The following is a 13,830-nucleotide window of genomic DNA, read 5'->3' as shown; positions in this document are numbered from 1 at the left end:
ATGGCAGGACGCCGATGGCCCTGCCCTGAGCGCACCCCCTGCCGTAGGTTCTACGCAGATGAGAGATACACCCGCCCACAGGGGACTGTGGGCGGATCTCAGGCCGTCGCTTCCCCAGCCTCGACCTGGTCGTGCCTCGCGCACACAACCGGAATCCACGGGTTCCGGATCCTCACCGATCGGACGGTCGCCCGCCCCAAACCCCCCGGGGCGCGCGGCGTTCCGGTCACGACGGCCGCCTCGGCACCCGGGCCGGCCGTTCTCCGAAGGGCCGGCACACTCCCCCCCTTGTGCCGGCCCTTCGGCGCGTTCGCGCCCGCTGTCCCTCAGGCCCCGCCCGTGATGCGGCCCAGCAGTTCGCGGCCGTCCCGGAAGCGCGGGTGACCGGGATGCACACGCCGCTCGAACGCGCCCAGCGCCCTGCGCACGGCCGCCTCCGCCTCCTCCCGGCGCCCGAGGCCGTGCAGGGCCTCGGCGGTGACCAGGTCCAGGTTTCCGGCCATGCGCGGCGGCTCCGGCGCACCCCGGCGGGCCTCGGCCAGCGCCTCTTCGTGGCGGCCCTGCCCGTTCAGGCTGCGCACCAGCATCAGGTGCAGGACGAGGGATGTGGGCGGCTGGGCCCGGGGCAGGTTGCCGCGGGCGACGGCCTCCGCCTCCTCGTGGCGGCCCAGCCCGCACAGCGCGCCCGCCAGGTGCGTCAGGATCGTCACCTCCAGCCGGGCCACCGGCGTGCGGTGGGCGATCCGGGACAGCTCCTTCAGCACGGCGAGCGCCTCGGTCTCCGCCTCCGCGTACCGCCGAGCGCCGGACAGGGCGGCCGCGCGGTGGCCGCGGGCGATCAGCCGCAGCATCTGCGAGTTGAGGCCGACCGGTTCCAGTTCCGCGATCAGCGCGTCCAGTTCGTCCAGCACCTCGGCCCCGCGGCCGTGCATGACGGCCGATCCGGTGGCCAGCACCCTCGCCTCCCAGTGCGGCGGACGCCTGCGCCAGGGCCGCCGCGGGAGCTTCGCCAGTGCCCGCGCCTCTGCCTCGACCTCCTCGTACCGGCCTTCTTCGGTCATCGTCCGCAGCCGAGCGAAGGTCTTGCCCCACTCGTTGTCCCGTGCCGTTCGTATGGTCGTCACGGCCGGTGAGCCTACGTGCCGGCGGGCCTGCGAAGCTGGGCCTCATGCCGGCCGCCGCTCCGCTCCGTTCACCGTCCGCCCTCCTCGGGCTCCCGCTGCTCCTCTTCGCGCTGATCACTTGGCAGGTCCTCGCCGACGGGCCGCTCGTCGGCGCGGACGAGCGCCTGAGCCGGGCGCTCGTCCGTCCGGACCGGTTCTCGGAGCTGCTGTCGGACCTCGGCAACGTACAGGTCGCCGTGCCCGTCCTGGCCGTGGCGCTGGGGTACGCGGCCTGGCACGGGCGGTCGCGCGGCGCGGACCGCTGGTGGCTGCCGCCGCTGGCCGGCGCCCTGGCGATGGCTCTGGTTCCGGCGCTGGTGGCGCCGCTGAAGGCGTGGACCGACCGCCCCGGAACCCCGGCGGTGCCCCCGGCCGTCGGCTACTACCCCTCGGGCCACACCGCCACGGCGGTCGTCGCGTACGGCACGGCGACGCTGCTGCTCTTCGGCGTGGTGCGTTCGCCGGCCGTGCGCCGGGCGTCGGCCGTGCTCTGCGCACTCCTCGTGCTGGGCACCTCCTACGGGCTGGTGCGGCGGGGCTACCACTGGCCGCTGGACGTGGCGGCCTCCTGGTGCCTGGGCGCGCTGCTGCTCGCCGGGGTGTGGTGGTCGGTCCGCCGCACCCCGGGGGCGGTCAGCCGAAGTACGCGTCGAAGTTCTTCTGGAACTCCCAGTTCGCGAACCGGTCCCAGTTGATCGACCAGGTCATCAGGCCGCGCAGCTCCGGCCAGGTGCCGTGGGTCGCGTAGGAGCCGCAGTCGGTCTTCTTGGTGAGGCAGTTCAGCGCCTTGTTCACCTCGGCCGGGGAGACGTGGCCGTTGCCCGCGTTGACGGAGGCGGGCATGCCGATCGCGACCTGGTCGGGGCGCAGCGGCGGGAAGACGTTGGCCGCGTCGCCGGCGACCGGGAAGCCGGTGAGGAGCATGTCGGTCATCGCGATGTGGAAGTCGGCGCCGCCCATGGAGTGGTACTGGTTGTCGAGGCCCATGATCGGGCCCGAGTTGTAGTCCTGGACGTGCAGCAGGGTGAGGTCGTCGCGCAGGGCGTGGATGACCGGGAGGTAGGCGCCGGCCCGCGGGTCCTGCCCGCCCCACTTGCCCGTGCCGTAGTACTGGTAGCCGAGCTGGACGAAGAAGGTCTCGGGGGCCATGGTCAGCACGAAGTCGTCGCCGTACTTGGCCTTGAGGGTCTTCACGGCCGCGATCAGGTTGACGACGACCGGGGTCTTCGGGTTCTTGAAGTCCGTGTCGTCGGCGTTCAGGGACAGGGAGTGGCCCTCGAAGTCGATGTCGAGGCCGTCGAGGCCGTACTCGTCGATGATCGCGGAGACGGACGAGACGAACTTGTCGCGGGCGGCGGTCGTGGTCAGCTGGACCTGGCCGTTCTGGCCGCCGATGGAGATCAGCACCTTCTTGCCCGCGGCCTGCTTGGCCTTGACGGCGGCCTTGAACTCGGCGTCGCTCTCCACGTTCGGGCACTCGCTGACCGGGCAGCGTTCGAAGCGGATGTCGCCGCTGGTGACCGTGGTGGGCTCGCCGAAGGCCAGGTCGATGACGTCCCAGCTGTCGGGCACGTCGGCCAGCCGCGTGTATCCGGAGCCGTTGGCGAAGCTGGCGTGCAGGTAGCCGACCAGGGCGTGGGCCGGGAGGTCGCCGGAGCCCCCGCCGTCGGGGCGCTCGGCGGTGGTGGCGGTGACCGTCGCCGAACGCGCCGATTCTCCGGCGTCGTTGACGGCGGCGACCTGGAAGGCGTACGCGGTCGAGGGGGTCAGGCCGGTGACGGTGGTGGAGGTGCCGGTGACCGTGCTGACGCGGGTGCCGTCCCGGTAGACGGCGTAGCCCGTCGCGCCGGGGACGGGCGACCAGCTCAGCGCGACGCCGGTCGATGTGACGGAACCGGCCGTCAGGCCGCCGGGGACCGCCGGGGGCTGGCCCGTCTCGCCGCCCGGGCCGGTGAGGGAGATGTCGTCGGCGTGGTAGGCGCCGGTGCCGTACCAGCCGTGGGTGTAGAGGGTGACGCGGGTGGTGGCGGGGCCGGTGCGGAAGGTCGTCGTCAGGCGCTGCCAGTCGGGTGCGGACTGGGCCCAGGTGGAGACGTCGGTGGTGCCGGTGCCGCTCGCGCCCAGGTAGACGTAGGTGCCGCGGACGTACCCGGAGAGCGTGTACTGGGAGTCGGGCCGGACCGTCACCGTCTGCGCGCACCGGGCGTTGTCGGCGCCCGCCGGGGTGGCCTTGAGGGCCGCGCCGCCGCTGTGCACGGGCGCGTTCACGACCGCGCCCGCCGTGCAGGTCCAGCCGTCCAGGGCGGACTCGAAGCCGCCGTTGCGCGCCAGGTCCGCGTCGGCCGCACGGGCGGCCGACGTGAGCGCGGTCAGTCCGGACGCGGCGAGTGCCGCGGCGGTGAGCAGGGTGACGAGGGGGCGACGCGCGAGCGGTCTGGAGCGGTCCACAAGTGCCTCCGGACATGGGGGAGATGGGGAGGGTGGAGCGCGCCCAACTTGGTCCAGACCAATTCGCTTGTCAACCCCTTGCGCAGGTCATGTCCCTCCCTCCTCCCCCGCGAGCGCCGCGGCCGCCTCGTGCATCGCCAGCTCCAGCAGCGCCGGGTCGGTGAGGGTTCCGGACCCGTCCGGCGGGATCAGCCACCGGGTTCCGCCGGCCGAGAGCCCGCCGGGGTAGGGCACCACGATCCAGGTGCCGAGCCCGGCCGTGCGGACCCCGGTGCCCACCCAGCGGGTCGCGGTGCCGGCCGGCACGAAGAAGCCGGTGCGCGCGTCGCCGAAGTCGACGAGTACAGGGCCCGGCTGGTCGAGGACGCGGGAGAGCACGTCCAGGGTGGGATAGCCGAGTCTGCTCGGCAGGATGAGCACGTCCCAGGCCTTGCCGGCGGGCAGCAGGGCGACCCCCAGGGGGTTGCGCTCCCACTCCCGCCGGCAGGACTCGGGATCCGGTGCGACGGATGCCAGCCACGCGACCGCCGTCTTCGCACCAGGCATGTGAGACCTCCCTCTCGCTCGTTGGACGCGGGTGCGTCACGAGGGAGAGGGCGGCCGGCGGCGGGCATTACGCGAGTCGCCGCACCTCGTTCGGGTGATCCGGATCACAGGGCCCGAAAGGGGGTCCCCAGGCCTAGCTGTCGAAGCCCAGGCCCAGCTTGTCCATGGTCCGCAGCCACAGGTTGCGCCGGCCGCCCTGCGCGTCCGCGCGGGCCAGCGACCACTTGGTGAGCGCGATGCCCGTCCAGGCGAAGGGCTCGGGCGGGAACGGCAGCGGCTTCCTGCGGACCATCTCCAGTTCGGTGCGCTCGGTGCGCTCCCCCGACAGCAGGTCGAGCATCACCTCGGCACCGAACCGGGTCGCGCCCACGCCGAGGCCGGTGTACCCGGCGGCGTAGGCGACCTTTCCCTGGTGAGCGGTGCCGAAGAACGCCGAGAAGCGCGAGCAGGTGTCGATCGCGCCGCCCCAGGCGTGCGTGAAGCGGACGCCCTCCAGCTGCGGGAAGCAGGTGAAGAAGTGCCCCGCGAGCTTGGCGTACGTCTCCGGGCGGTCGTCGTACTCGGCGCGCACCCGGCCGCCGTACGGGTAGACCGCGTCGTAACCGCCCCACAGGATCCGGTTGTCCGAGGAGAGCCGGAAGTAGTGGAACTGGTTGGCGCTGTCCCCGAGCCCCTGCCGGCCCTGCCAGCCGATCGAGGCCAGCTGCCCGTCGGTGAGCGGCTCGGTCATCAGGGCGTAGTCGTAGACCGGGACGGTGTACGGACGCACCCGCTTGACCAGGCTCGGGAAGATGTTGGTGCCGAGCGCGACCGTGCGGGCGCGGACCCCGCCGTAGGGGGTGCGGACGGCCATCCCGGCGCCGTACGGCTTCAGGGTGAGCGCCGGGGTGTTCTCGTAGACGCGCACGCCGAGGTCCAGGCAGGCCCGCTTGAGGTTCCAGGCGAGCTTGGCGGGGTTGAGCATGGCCACGCCCCGGCGGTCCCACAGGCCCGCCCGGAAGGTCGGGGAGTCGACCTGTTCCCGTACGGCGTCGGCGTCCAGGTACTCCACGCCGTCGGCGAGGCCCTTGCCGCGGATCTCCTCGTACCAGTCCTTCAGCTCGGCGGCCTGGTAGGGCTCGGTCGCCACGTCGATCTCGCCGGTGCGCTCGAAGTCGCAGTCCAGGGAGTGCCGGGCGACCGCGGTCTCGATCGCGTCGAGGTTGCGGGCGCCCAGCTCCTCCAGCTTGTGGATCTCCTCCGGCCAGCGGGTGAGGCCGTTGGACAGGCCGTGGGTGAGGGAGGCCGCGCAGAATCCGCCGTTGCGGCCGGAGGCGGCCCAGCCCACCTCGCGGCCCTCCAGCAGCACCACGTCCCGGCCCGGGTCGCGCTCCTTGGCGATCAGAGCGGTCCACAGGCCGCTGTAGCCGCCGCCGACGACCAGCAGGTCGCAGGTCTCGGCGCCGGTCAGGGCGGGCTGCGGGCGGGGGCGACCGGGGTCGTCCAGCCAGTACGGGACCGGCTGGGCGTCGGAAAGGGATTTCGTCCAGTCGTTGCTGCGGCTCATGGCGCTAGGGGCCATGATTTCAACTCCCTACGAATGTGTTGCTCCGTGCGCTACGCCTTGCGGCGATTTCGGCGGTTGCCGATGGCCATCGAGGCCAGAACGAACAGTACGGCGATGACGAACATGGCCGTACCGACGACATTGATCTGAACGGGCGTTCCGCGCTGCGCCGAGCCCCAGACGAACATGGGGAACGTGACGGTGGAACCCGCGTTGAAATTGGTGATGATGAAATCGTCGAAGGAGAGCGCGAAGGCGAGCAGCGCGCCGGCCGCGATACCGGGGGCCGCGATCGGGAGCGTGACCCGCACGAAGGTCTGGAAGGGACCGGCGTACAGGTCCTGCGCCGCCTGCTCCAGCTTCGGGTCCATCGACATCACCCGTGCCTTGACGGCCGTCACCACGAAGCTGAGGCAGAACATGATGTGGGCGATCAGGATCGTCCAGAAGCCCAGCTGGGCACCCATGTTGAGGAACAGGGTGAGCAGCGAGGCGGCCATGACGACCTCGGGCATCGCCATCGGCAGGAAGATCAGCGAGTTGATCGCGCCCCGCGCGCGGAAGCGGTAGCGGACCAGCGCGAAGGCGATCGCGGTGCCCAGCGCCGTGGCGCCGAGCGTCGCCCAGAGGGCGATCTGGAGGCTCAACGACAGCGAACCGCACAACCCCGCGACACCGCACGGATCCTTCCAGGCGTCCGTGGAGAACTTCTGCCATTCGTAGTTGAAGCGCCCGTTCGGTTTGTTGAACGAGAACACCGTGACAATGACGTTGGGCAGCAGGAGATAAGCGAGCGTCAGCAGTCCGGCGATGACGACCAGATTGCGCTTGAACCAGTTGACGAAGGCCATTTAAACCAGATCCTCCGTGCCGGACTTGCGAATGTAGACGGTGACCATGGCGAGAATCGCGGCCATCAGGATGAACGAGAGCGCGGCCGCCGTCGGATAGTCCAGCACCCTCAGGAACTGCGACTGGATCACGTTGCCGATCATTCCGGTGTCCGCCGAGCCGAGCAGCGAGGCGTTGACGTAGTCGCCGGTCGCCGGGATGAAGGTCAGCAGCGTGCCGGAGACCACGCCCGGCATCGACAGCGGGAAGGTGACCTTGCGGAACACCGTGGACGGCTTGGCGTACAGGTCGCGCGCCGCCTCGTGCAGCCGCCCGTCGATGCGCTCCAGCGAGGTGTACAGCGGCAGGATCATGAAGGGGAGGAAGTTGTACGTCAGACCGCAGACCACCGCGAGCGGCGTGGCCAGCACCCGGTCGCCGGCCGTCCAGCCGAGCCAGCTCGTGACGTCCAGGACGTGCAGCGTGTTCAGGGCGCCCACGACCGGCCCGCCGTCCGCGAGGATCGTCTTCCAGGCGAGGGTGCGGATCAGGAAGCTGGTGAAGAAGGGCGCGATCACCAGGATCATGATCAGGTTGCGCCAGCGTCCCGCGCGGAAGGCGATCAGGTACGCGAGCGGGTAGCCGAGGACCAGGCACAGCACGGTCGCGGAGGCCGCGTAGGCGACCGAGCGCAGGAACTGCGGCCAGTACTCGGACAGCGCGTCCCAGTAGGTGGCGAAGTGCCAGGTGACCTTGTAGCCCTCCTCCAGCGAGCCCGTCTGCACGGAGGTGGAGGCCTGGTAGATCATCGGCGCCGCGAAGAAGACGACCAGCCAGAGGATGCCGGGCAGCAGCAGCCAGTACGGCGTCCAGCGGCCCCTCTTGCGCGGGGGCTTCTTCGTCTCGGGCGCGGGCGGGGTGAGCGGCGGCGGCGCCTCGGTGAGGGTCGACATCAGGCGGCCTCGCCCTCGGCGACGCCCGCGTCGATGTCCTGGGCGGCGTCCAGCCCGAAGGTGTGCGCCGGGTTCCAGTGCAGGACGACGTCGGCGCCGGGCACGAGGCGGGCGTCGCGGTCGATGTTCTGGGCGTACACCTCGAAGTCGGGGCAGGCCGCGCAGTCCACGACGTACTGGGTGGAGACGCCGATGAAACTGCTGTTGCCGATCCTGCCGGTGATGCGGTTGCGGCCCTCGGGTATGGAGCCGGCCTCGTCAGCGTGGGTGAGGCCGACCTTCTCGGGGCGTACGCCGACCAGCACCTTGCCGCCCGCCTGCGCGGGCACGGCACAGCGGGAAGCGGGCAGCAGCAGCTTGTCGCCGGCCGCGCGCACCACGACGTCGTCGCCGCTGCGGCTGTCGACCTCGGCCTGGATCAGGTTGGAGGTGCCCAGGAAGTTGGCGACGAAGGTGGTCTGCGGGTTCTCGTACAGGTCGGCGGGGGCGCCCAGTTGCTCGACGCGGCCGGCGTTCATCACGGCGACCCGGTCGGCCATGGTCATGGCCTCCTCCTGGTCGTGCGTGACGTGCACGAAGGTGATGCCGACCTCGGTCTGGATGCGCTTCAGCTCCAGCTGCATCTGGCGGCGCAGCTTGAGGTCGAGGGCGCCGAGCGGTTCGTCGAGGAGCAGCACCTTGGGGTGGTTGATCAGCGCGCGGGCGACGGCGACGCGCTGCTGCTGGCCGCCGGAGAGCTGGTGCGGCTTCTTGCGGGCCTGCTCGCCGAGCTGGACCAGGTCGAGCATCTCCTCGACCTGCTTCTTCACCGACTTGATGCCGCGCCGGCGCAGGCCGAAGGCGACGTTCTCGAAGATGTCGAGGTGCGGGAAGAGGGCGTAGGACTGGAAGACCGTGTTGACCGGCCGCTTGTACGGCGGGAGGGCGGTCACGTCCTGGTCGCCGAGGTGAACGGTGCCGCCGCTGGGCTCCTCCAGTCCGGCGATCATGCGCAGGGTGGTGGTCTTGCCGCAGCCCGAGGCGCCGAGCAGGGCGAAGAAGGAGCCCTGCGGGATGGTCAGGTCGAGCGGGTGCACGGCGGTGAAGGAGCCGTAGGTCTTGCTGATGCCGGCGAGGCGGACGTCGCCGCCCGGCTGCGTCTTCGTCGTGTTCGTCATGATCGTCACGCCCCAGTGAGCTTCGCGAACTTCTCTTCGTATGCCGTCTCTTCCTTCGAACTCAGGGAGCGGAAGGAGTGCGACTTGGCCTGCATGGCCTTGTCGGGAATGATCAGCGGGTTGTTCGCCGCGTCCTCGTCGATCTTCGCCAGTTCGTCCTTCACGCCGTCGACGGGGCAGACGAAGTTGATGTAGGCGGCGAGTTCCGCGGCCGGGCGCGGCTCGTAGTAGTAGTCGATGAGCCGTTCGGCATTCGTCTTGTGCCGCGCCTTGTTGGGGATCAGCATGTTGTCGCTCGACGTCACGTAGCCGCTGTCCGGGATGACGAAGTCGATGTCCGGGTTGTCCGCCTTGAGCTGGACGACGTCCCCGGCCCACGCCAGACAGGCCGCGAAGTCGCCCTTGCTCAGGTCGGACGTGTAGTCGTTGCCGGTGAAGCGGCGTATCTGACCGCGGTCGACGCCCTTCTGGAGCCGGGCGATCGCGGCGTCGTAGTCGTCGTCCGTGAAGCGGGCCGGGTCCTTGCCCTCGTCGAGCAGCACCATGCCGACGGTGTCGCGCATCTCGGTGAGGAAGCCGACCCGGCCCTTGAGCTTCGGGTTGTCGAGCAGGTCGGCGACCGACTTCACCTCGACGCCGTCCAGCGCCTTCTTGTTGTAGGCGATGACCGTCGAGATGCCCTGCCAGGGATAGGAGTACGCGCGCCCCGGGTCCCAGTCCGGGTTGCGGAACTGGGGCGACAGGTTGGCGAAGGCGTGCGGCAGGTTGGCCGGGTCCAGTTTCTGGACCCACCCGAGGCGGATCAGGCGGGCGGCCAGCCAGTCGGTCAGGACGATGACGTCCCGGCCGGTCTCCTGGCCCGCGGCGAGCTGCGGCTGGATCTTGCCGAAGAACTCGCTGTTGTCGTTGATGTCCTCGGTGTACGCGACCTTGATGCCGGTGCGCTCGGTGAACGCGTCCAGCGTGGGGTGGCGCCGGCCGGCCTCGTCGACGTCCATGTACTCGGTCCAGTTGGAGAAGGCGATCCGCTTCTCCTTCTCGGACCGGTCCTCCGAGGAGACGCCGCCCTCGGTCTTGCCGGCCGCCGGGATGCCGCAGCCGCTCAGCAGACCGAGGCCGCCGGCCGCGAGCGCGCCGCCCGTGGAGGCGCGCAGCAGTGAGCGGCGGGTGAGGGCGGCCCTGCCGCTCCTGAGACTGCGCCGCATGGCGGCCGCTTGGGCCGGTGACAGGCGGTCGGGCTCGTACTGCTCCATGCGCGTGGTTGCCCTTTCGGGTGGGTCGGCCGTGGTCGGCGGCCTCTCGACGTGACTATCGGTCCCCGAAGACGGTGCGGTGCCAGTCCTTGGCCGCCACCGCGGTGTTGTCGAACATGACGTGCTTGACCTGTGTGTACTCCTCGAAGGAGTAGGCCGACATGTCCTTGCCGTAGCCGGACGCCTTGTATCCGCCGTGCGGCATCTCGCTGATGATCGGGATGTGGTCGTTGACCCACACGCAGCCCGCCTTGATCTCGCGGGTGGCGCGGTTCGCCCGGTACACGTCCCGGCTCCAGGCGGAGGCGGCGAGCCCGTACGGCGTGTCGTTGGCCAGCCGGATGCCCTCGTCGTCGGTGTCGAAGGGCAGCACGACCAGGACGGGGCCGAAGATCTCGGCCTGGACCGCCTCGCTGTCCTGCGCGGCGTCCGCGATGAGGGTGGGCCGGTAGAAGGCGCCGTCCTTGAGGTCGCCCCGTGGTGCCTCGCCGCCGGCCACCACGCGCGCGTAGGAGCGCGCCCGCTCGACGAAGCCGGCGACGCGGTCCCGCTGGACGTGGCTGACCAGCGGGCCGAGGTCGGTGCCCGGGGCGAAGGGGTCGCCGACCCGCACGGTGTCCATGAGGGCGGCGGTCTTCTCGACGAACGCCTCGTACAGGGGCCGCTGCACGTACGCGCGCGTGGCGGCGGTGCAGTCCTGGCCGGTGTTGATCAGCGCGCCCGCGACCGCGCCGTGCACGGCGGCGTCCAGGTCGGCGTCGTCGAAGACCAGGAAGGGTGCCTTGCCGCCCAGCTCCAGGTGGAGGCGCTTGACGGTGGCGGTGGCGACCTCGGCGACGCGCTTGCCGACGGCGGTGGAGCCGGTGAAGGAGGTCATGGCGACGTCGGGGTGGCCGACCAGGTGCTCGCCGGCCTCCCGCCCGGTGCCGCTGACGATGTTGATCACACCGTCCGGGATGCCGGCGGCCGTGGCGGCCTCGGCGAACATCAGGGAGGTCAGCGGCGTGATCTCGGCGGGCTTGAGCACGATGGTGTTGCCCGCGGCGATCGCCGGGAGGATCTTCCAGGCGGCCATCTGGAGGGGGTAGTTCCAGGGCGCGATGGAGCCGACCACGCCGATCGGCTCGCGCCGGACGTACGAGGTGTGGTCGCCGGAGTACTCCCCCGCCGACTGGCCCTGGAGGTGCCGGGCGGCGCCGGCGAAGAAGGCCGTGTTGTCGATGCTGCCCGGTACGTCGAACTCGCGGGTCAGCTTCAGGGGCTTGCCGCACTGGAGGGACTCCGCGCGGGCGAAGTCCTCGGCGCGGTCGGCGAGGACGGCGGCGAACCGGTGCAGCGCGTCGGAGCGCTCGCCCGGCGTGGCTCCGGCCCAGCCCGGGAACGCCGCCCGGGCGGCGGCGACGGCCGCGTCGACGTCGTCGGGGCCGGCCAGCTCGTAGGTCAGGACGTCCTCGCCGGTCGCCGGATCGACGACGGTGTGGGTGCGCCCGGAGGTGCCCTTCCTCAGGCGGCCCGCGATGTACTGGGCGCCGTCCGCGAAGCGGTCCTGGGCCGGGAATCGGTCCGGGGTGGCGTTGCCCGGGTTGTGCATGTCGGCTCTCCTCGGTCTCCCCGTGGCGGGGGCCGGCGTGGCTCAGGCTCGATGTGAGTGCCGATCCTGGCAGAGCAGTAGGCCTCCAACAAGTGATTCCGTTGTTGCCATTTGGTTACGCGACGGAATCTGTCGACCAGGTGTCGAGTCGCCACGGAAAAGCCCGGACGGAGTGTCCGTGGCGCGTGCCAGACTCGCGTGCATGGACAGGATGACGGGGGCGGCGGACGGGGTCACGGAGGCGGCACCGGCCGTGGACGGCAGGGAGGCACTGCTCGCGAGGGTCCGGGCGGGGGCGAGGGTCGAGTACCTCTGCTTCTGGGGTCACCGTCCGCTCCCGGGCGGCCGGACCGGCCCGAGCTGCCTGAGCCAGTGGTGGCCGTCGCCGTTCACCGTCGCCGGCGTGGAGTACGCGACGGCCGAGCACTGGATGATGGCCGGGAAAGCGCGCTTCTTCGAGGACGCCGAGGCCGAGCGCCGCGTCCTGGCCGCCGGCCACCCCGCCGAGGCCAAGAAGGCGGGCCGGCTGGTCCGCGGCTTCGACGAGGCGGTGTGGGAGCGGGAGCGGTTCCGGATCGTCGTCGAGGGCAGCGTCCACAAGTTCGCCTCGGACCCGGCGCTGCGCGCGTACCTGCTCGGCACGGGTGAGCGGGTCCTGGTCGAGGCGAGCCCCGTCGACCGCGTCTGGGGCATCGGGCTCGCCGCGGACGACGCCGCGGCGACGGATCCCGAGCGGTGGCGGGGGGCGAATCTGCTGGGGTTCGCGCTGATGGGGGCGCGGGAGCGGCTGCGGGCTTGAACCGGGCCCGCTCCTGGGCGGCCGGGGGCGGCCCGGCTCCCGGGTGGGAGGGGGCGGCCGGGCCCGTCCGGGCGTCACACCGAGCGGTACCACTCCGCGATCAGGAAGGCCAGGTCCAGCGCCTGTGAGTGGTTCAGGCGCGGATCGCACGCCGTCTCGTAGCGCCGCGGCAGCGTGTCGACATCGACGCCGGCGCTGCCGCCCAGGCACTCGGTGACGTCGCCCCCGGTGAGTTCCAGGTGCACACCGCCCGGATGGGTGCCGAGGGACCGGTGCACCTCCATGAAGCCGCGGACCTCGTCCGCGATCGCGTCGAAGTGCCGGGTCTTGTGGCCGCTGGGCGCGACGAACGTGTTCCCGTGCATGGGGTCGCAGACCCAGCAGACGAGGGCGCCCTCCGCGCCCACCTTCTCCACCAGCGGCGCCAGCCGCTCCCGTACCCGCTCCGCCCCCATGCGGACGACGAACGTCAGCCGCCCGGGCTCCCGGTCCGGGTCGAGCCGGTCGACGTACCGCAGGACCGTGTCCGCCGCCACGCCCGGACCGAGCTTGACCGCGACCGGGTTGCGGACGCCGGCCGCGTAGTCGATGTGCGGGCCGTCGGGGCGGCGGGTTCGCTCCCCCACCCACAGCAGGTGACCGCTGGTGCCGTAGGTCCGGCCGGTCTCCGGGTCCGTGCGGGTCAGCGGACGCTCGTAGTCGAGGAGCAGGGCCTCGTGACTGACGTGGAACTCGGCCGTGGCCGTGGCCCGGGTGTCGCCCCCGCAGGCCCGCAGGAAGGCGAGCGCCCGCTGGATCTCGCCGGCCAGCCGCTCGTAGCGCCGGCCGTCGGACGCGCCGGCGACGAACGCGCGGTTCCACTCGTGCACCCGCGCCAGGTCCGCGAAGCCTCCGGCCGTCAGCGCGCGCACCAGGTTGAGTGTGGTGGACGACGTCTCGTACATCCGCAGCATGCGGGCCGGGTCCGGGGTGCGCTCGCGCGCCGAGAATCCGGGTTCGTTCACGGCGTCGCCCCGGTACGAGGGCAACCGCACGCCGTCCCGCTCCTCGAAGGGCCGGGACCGGGGCTTGGCGAACTGGCCGGCCATCCGGCCCACCTTGACCACCGGCAGCGAGGCGCCGTGCGCCAGGACGACCGCCATCTGGAGCAGCGTGCGGAGCTTGCCGCCGACCGACTCCTCGGTCGCGGAGGCGAAGGTCTCCGCGCAGTCGCCGCCCTGGAGCAGCAGCGCCTCCCCGCGGGCGACCGCGGCGAGCCGTGCGCGCAGCGCCTCGCACTCCGCCGGGAAGACGAGTGGTGGCGCCGCGGCCAGCCGCCCGGTGACCTCGCGCAGCCGACCCGCGTCCGGCCATTCCGGCTGCTGGTCGTCCGACGGCCGCTGACCGGTCAGGTGTTCCGACGTCATTTCTGTCCCCTCGGTCTGCTTCGCTCATGAACCGGGAGATCTCACTTCAATTGGCTGCGCTTTCCCCGTCAAGGTCATTCGGATGTGGACCGGACACGCGCGGCGGAATTGGTCTGTCCGACCAACGGTTTCCTTTG

The 13,830-nt window shown here is 71.4% G+C and carries 12 protein-coding genes; 2 read left to right on the top strand and 10 right to left on the bottom strand.

Annotated elements, in window-relative coordinates:
* Window positions 1–326 precede the first annotated feature (326 nt).
* Window positions 327–1,124, bottom strand: a complete 798-nt coding sequence (locus tag IE108_RS24785; RefSeq protein WP_229852328.1) for a tetratricopeptide repeat protein — start codon at window positions 1,122–1,124, stop codon at window positions 327–329.
* Window positions 1,125–1,168: 44 nt separating this feature from the next.
* On the opposite strand from IE108_RS24785, the gene IE108_RS24780 reads away from it, so the two are divergent.
* A complete protein-coding gene (locus IE108_RS24780; protein WP_064730091.1) occupies window positions 1,169–1,858 on the top strand; it encodes a phosphatase PAP2 family protein in 690 nt (229 codons plus the stop codon).
* Here the strand turns inward: IE108_RS24780 and IE108_RS24775 are convergent.
* The 8 genes from IE108_RS24775 to IE108_RS24740 all read right to left on the bottom strand — a co-directional run bounded on the left by IE108_RS24775 (window position 1,797) and on the right by IE108_RS24740 (window position 11,488).
* On the bottom strand, window positions 1,797–3,611 hold the full coding sequence (locus tag IE108_RS24775) for a chitinase (RefSeq protein WP_064730090.1): 1,815 nt from the start codon (window positions 3,609–3,611) through the stop codon (window positions 1,797–1,799). The two genes, IE108_RS24780 and IE108_RS24775, sit on opposite strands and share 62 nt — an antisense overlap.
* 87 nt (window positions 3,612–3,698) lie before the next feature.
* Window positions 3,699–4,157: a hypothetical protein gene (locus IE108_RS24770; RefSeq protein ID WP_064730089.1), complete on the bottom strand. Its 459-nt coding sequence runs from the start codon at window positions 4,155–4,157 to the stop codon at window positions 3,699–3,701.
* A gap of 133 nt (window positions 4,158–4,290) precedes the next feature.
* Window positions 4,291–5,718 carry an NAD(P)/FAD-dependent oxidoreductase gene (locus IE108_RS24765; RefSeq protein WP_064730088.1) on the bottom strand — a complete coding sequence of 476 codons (1,428 nt, stop codon included), beginning with the start codon at window positions 5,716–5,718 and terminating at the stop codon, window positions 4,291–4,293.
* A gap of 35 nt (window positions 5,719–5,753) precedes the next feature.
* Window positions 5,754–6,554 carry an ABC transporter permease gene (locus tag IE108_RS24760; RefSeq protein ID WP_064730087.1) on the bottom strand — a complete coding sequence of 267 codons (801 nt, stop codon included), beginning with the start codon at window positions 6,552–6,554 and terminating at the stop codon, window positions 5,754–5,756.
* On the bottom strand, window positions 6,555–7,487 hold the full coding sequence (locus IE108_RS24755) for an ABC transporter permease (protein ID WP_064730086.1): 933 nt from the start codon (window positions 7,485–7,487) through the stop codon (window positions 6,555–6,557). It abuts the gene before it with no gap.
* Window positions 7,487–8,644, bottom strand: coding sequence for an ABC transporter ATP-binding protein (locus IE108_RS24750; RefSeq protein WP_107420491.1), 1,158 nt, complete (start codon window positions 8,642–8,644; stop codon window positions 7,487–7,489). Before IE108_RS24750 ends, IE108_RS24755 begins: the two co-directional genes overlap by 1 nt.
* A 5-nt stretch (window positions 8,645–8,649) precedes the next feature.
* Complete coding sequence (locus IE108_RS24745; protein ID WP_064730085.1) at window positions 8,650–9,897, bottom strand: polyamine ABC transporter substrate-binding protein; 1,248 nt, start codon at window positions 9,895–9,897, stop codon at window positions 8,650–8,652.
* 55 nt (window positions 9,898–9,952) lie between these two features.
* Window positions 9,953–11,488: a gamma-aminobutyraldehyde dehydrogenase gene (locus tag IE108_RS24740; protein WP_064730084.1), complete on the bottom strand. Its 1,536-nt coding sequence runs from the start codon at window positions 11,486–11,488 to the stop codon at window positions 9,953–9,955.
* A 211-nt stretch (window positions 11,489–11,699) separates the two neighbouring features.
* Here IE108_RS24740 and ybiA point away from each other — a divergent pair, with 211 nt between their 5' ends.
* Window positions 11,700–12,287, top strand: a complete 588-nt coding sequence (gene ybiA / locus IE108_RS24735) for a riboflavin biosynthesis intermediates N-glycosidase (RefSeq protein WP_189397767.1) — start codon at window positions 11,700–11,702, stop codon at window positions 12,285–12,287.
* Between the two features lie 74 nt (window positions 12,288–12,361).
* On the opposite strand, the gene IE108_RS24730 is transcribed toward ybiA, so the two are convergent.
* Window positions 12,362–13,693, bottom strand: a complete 1,332-nt coding sequence (locus IE108_RS24730) for a class II 3-deoxy-7-phosphoheptulonate synthase (protein WP_064730082.1) — start codon at window positions 13,691–13,693, stop codon at window positions 12,362–12,364.
* Window positions 13,694–13,830 lie beyond the last annotated feature (137 nt).

The organism is Streptomyces parvulus, assembly GCF_014648855.1.
Lineage (GTDB): Bacteria > Actinomycetota > Actinomycetes > Streptomycetales > Streptomycetaceae > Streptomyces > Streptomyces parvulus.
This window is presented reverse-complemented; position numbering and strand designations above follow the sequence as displayed.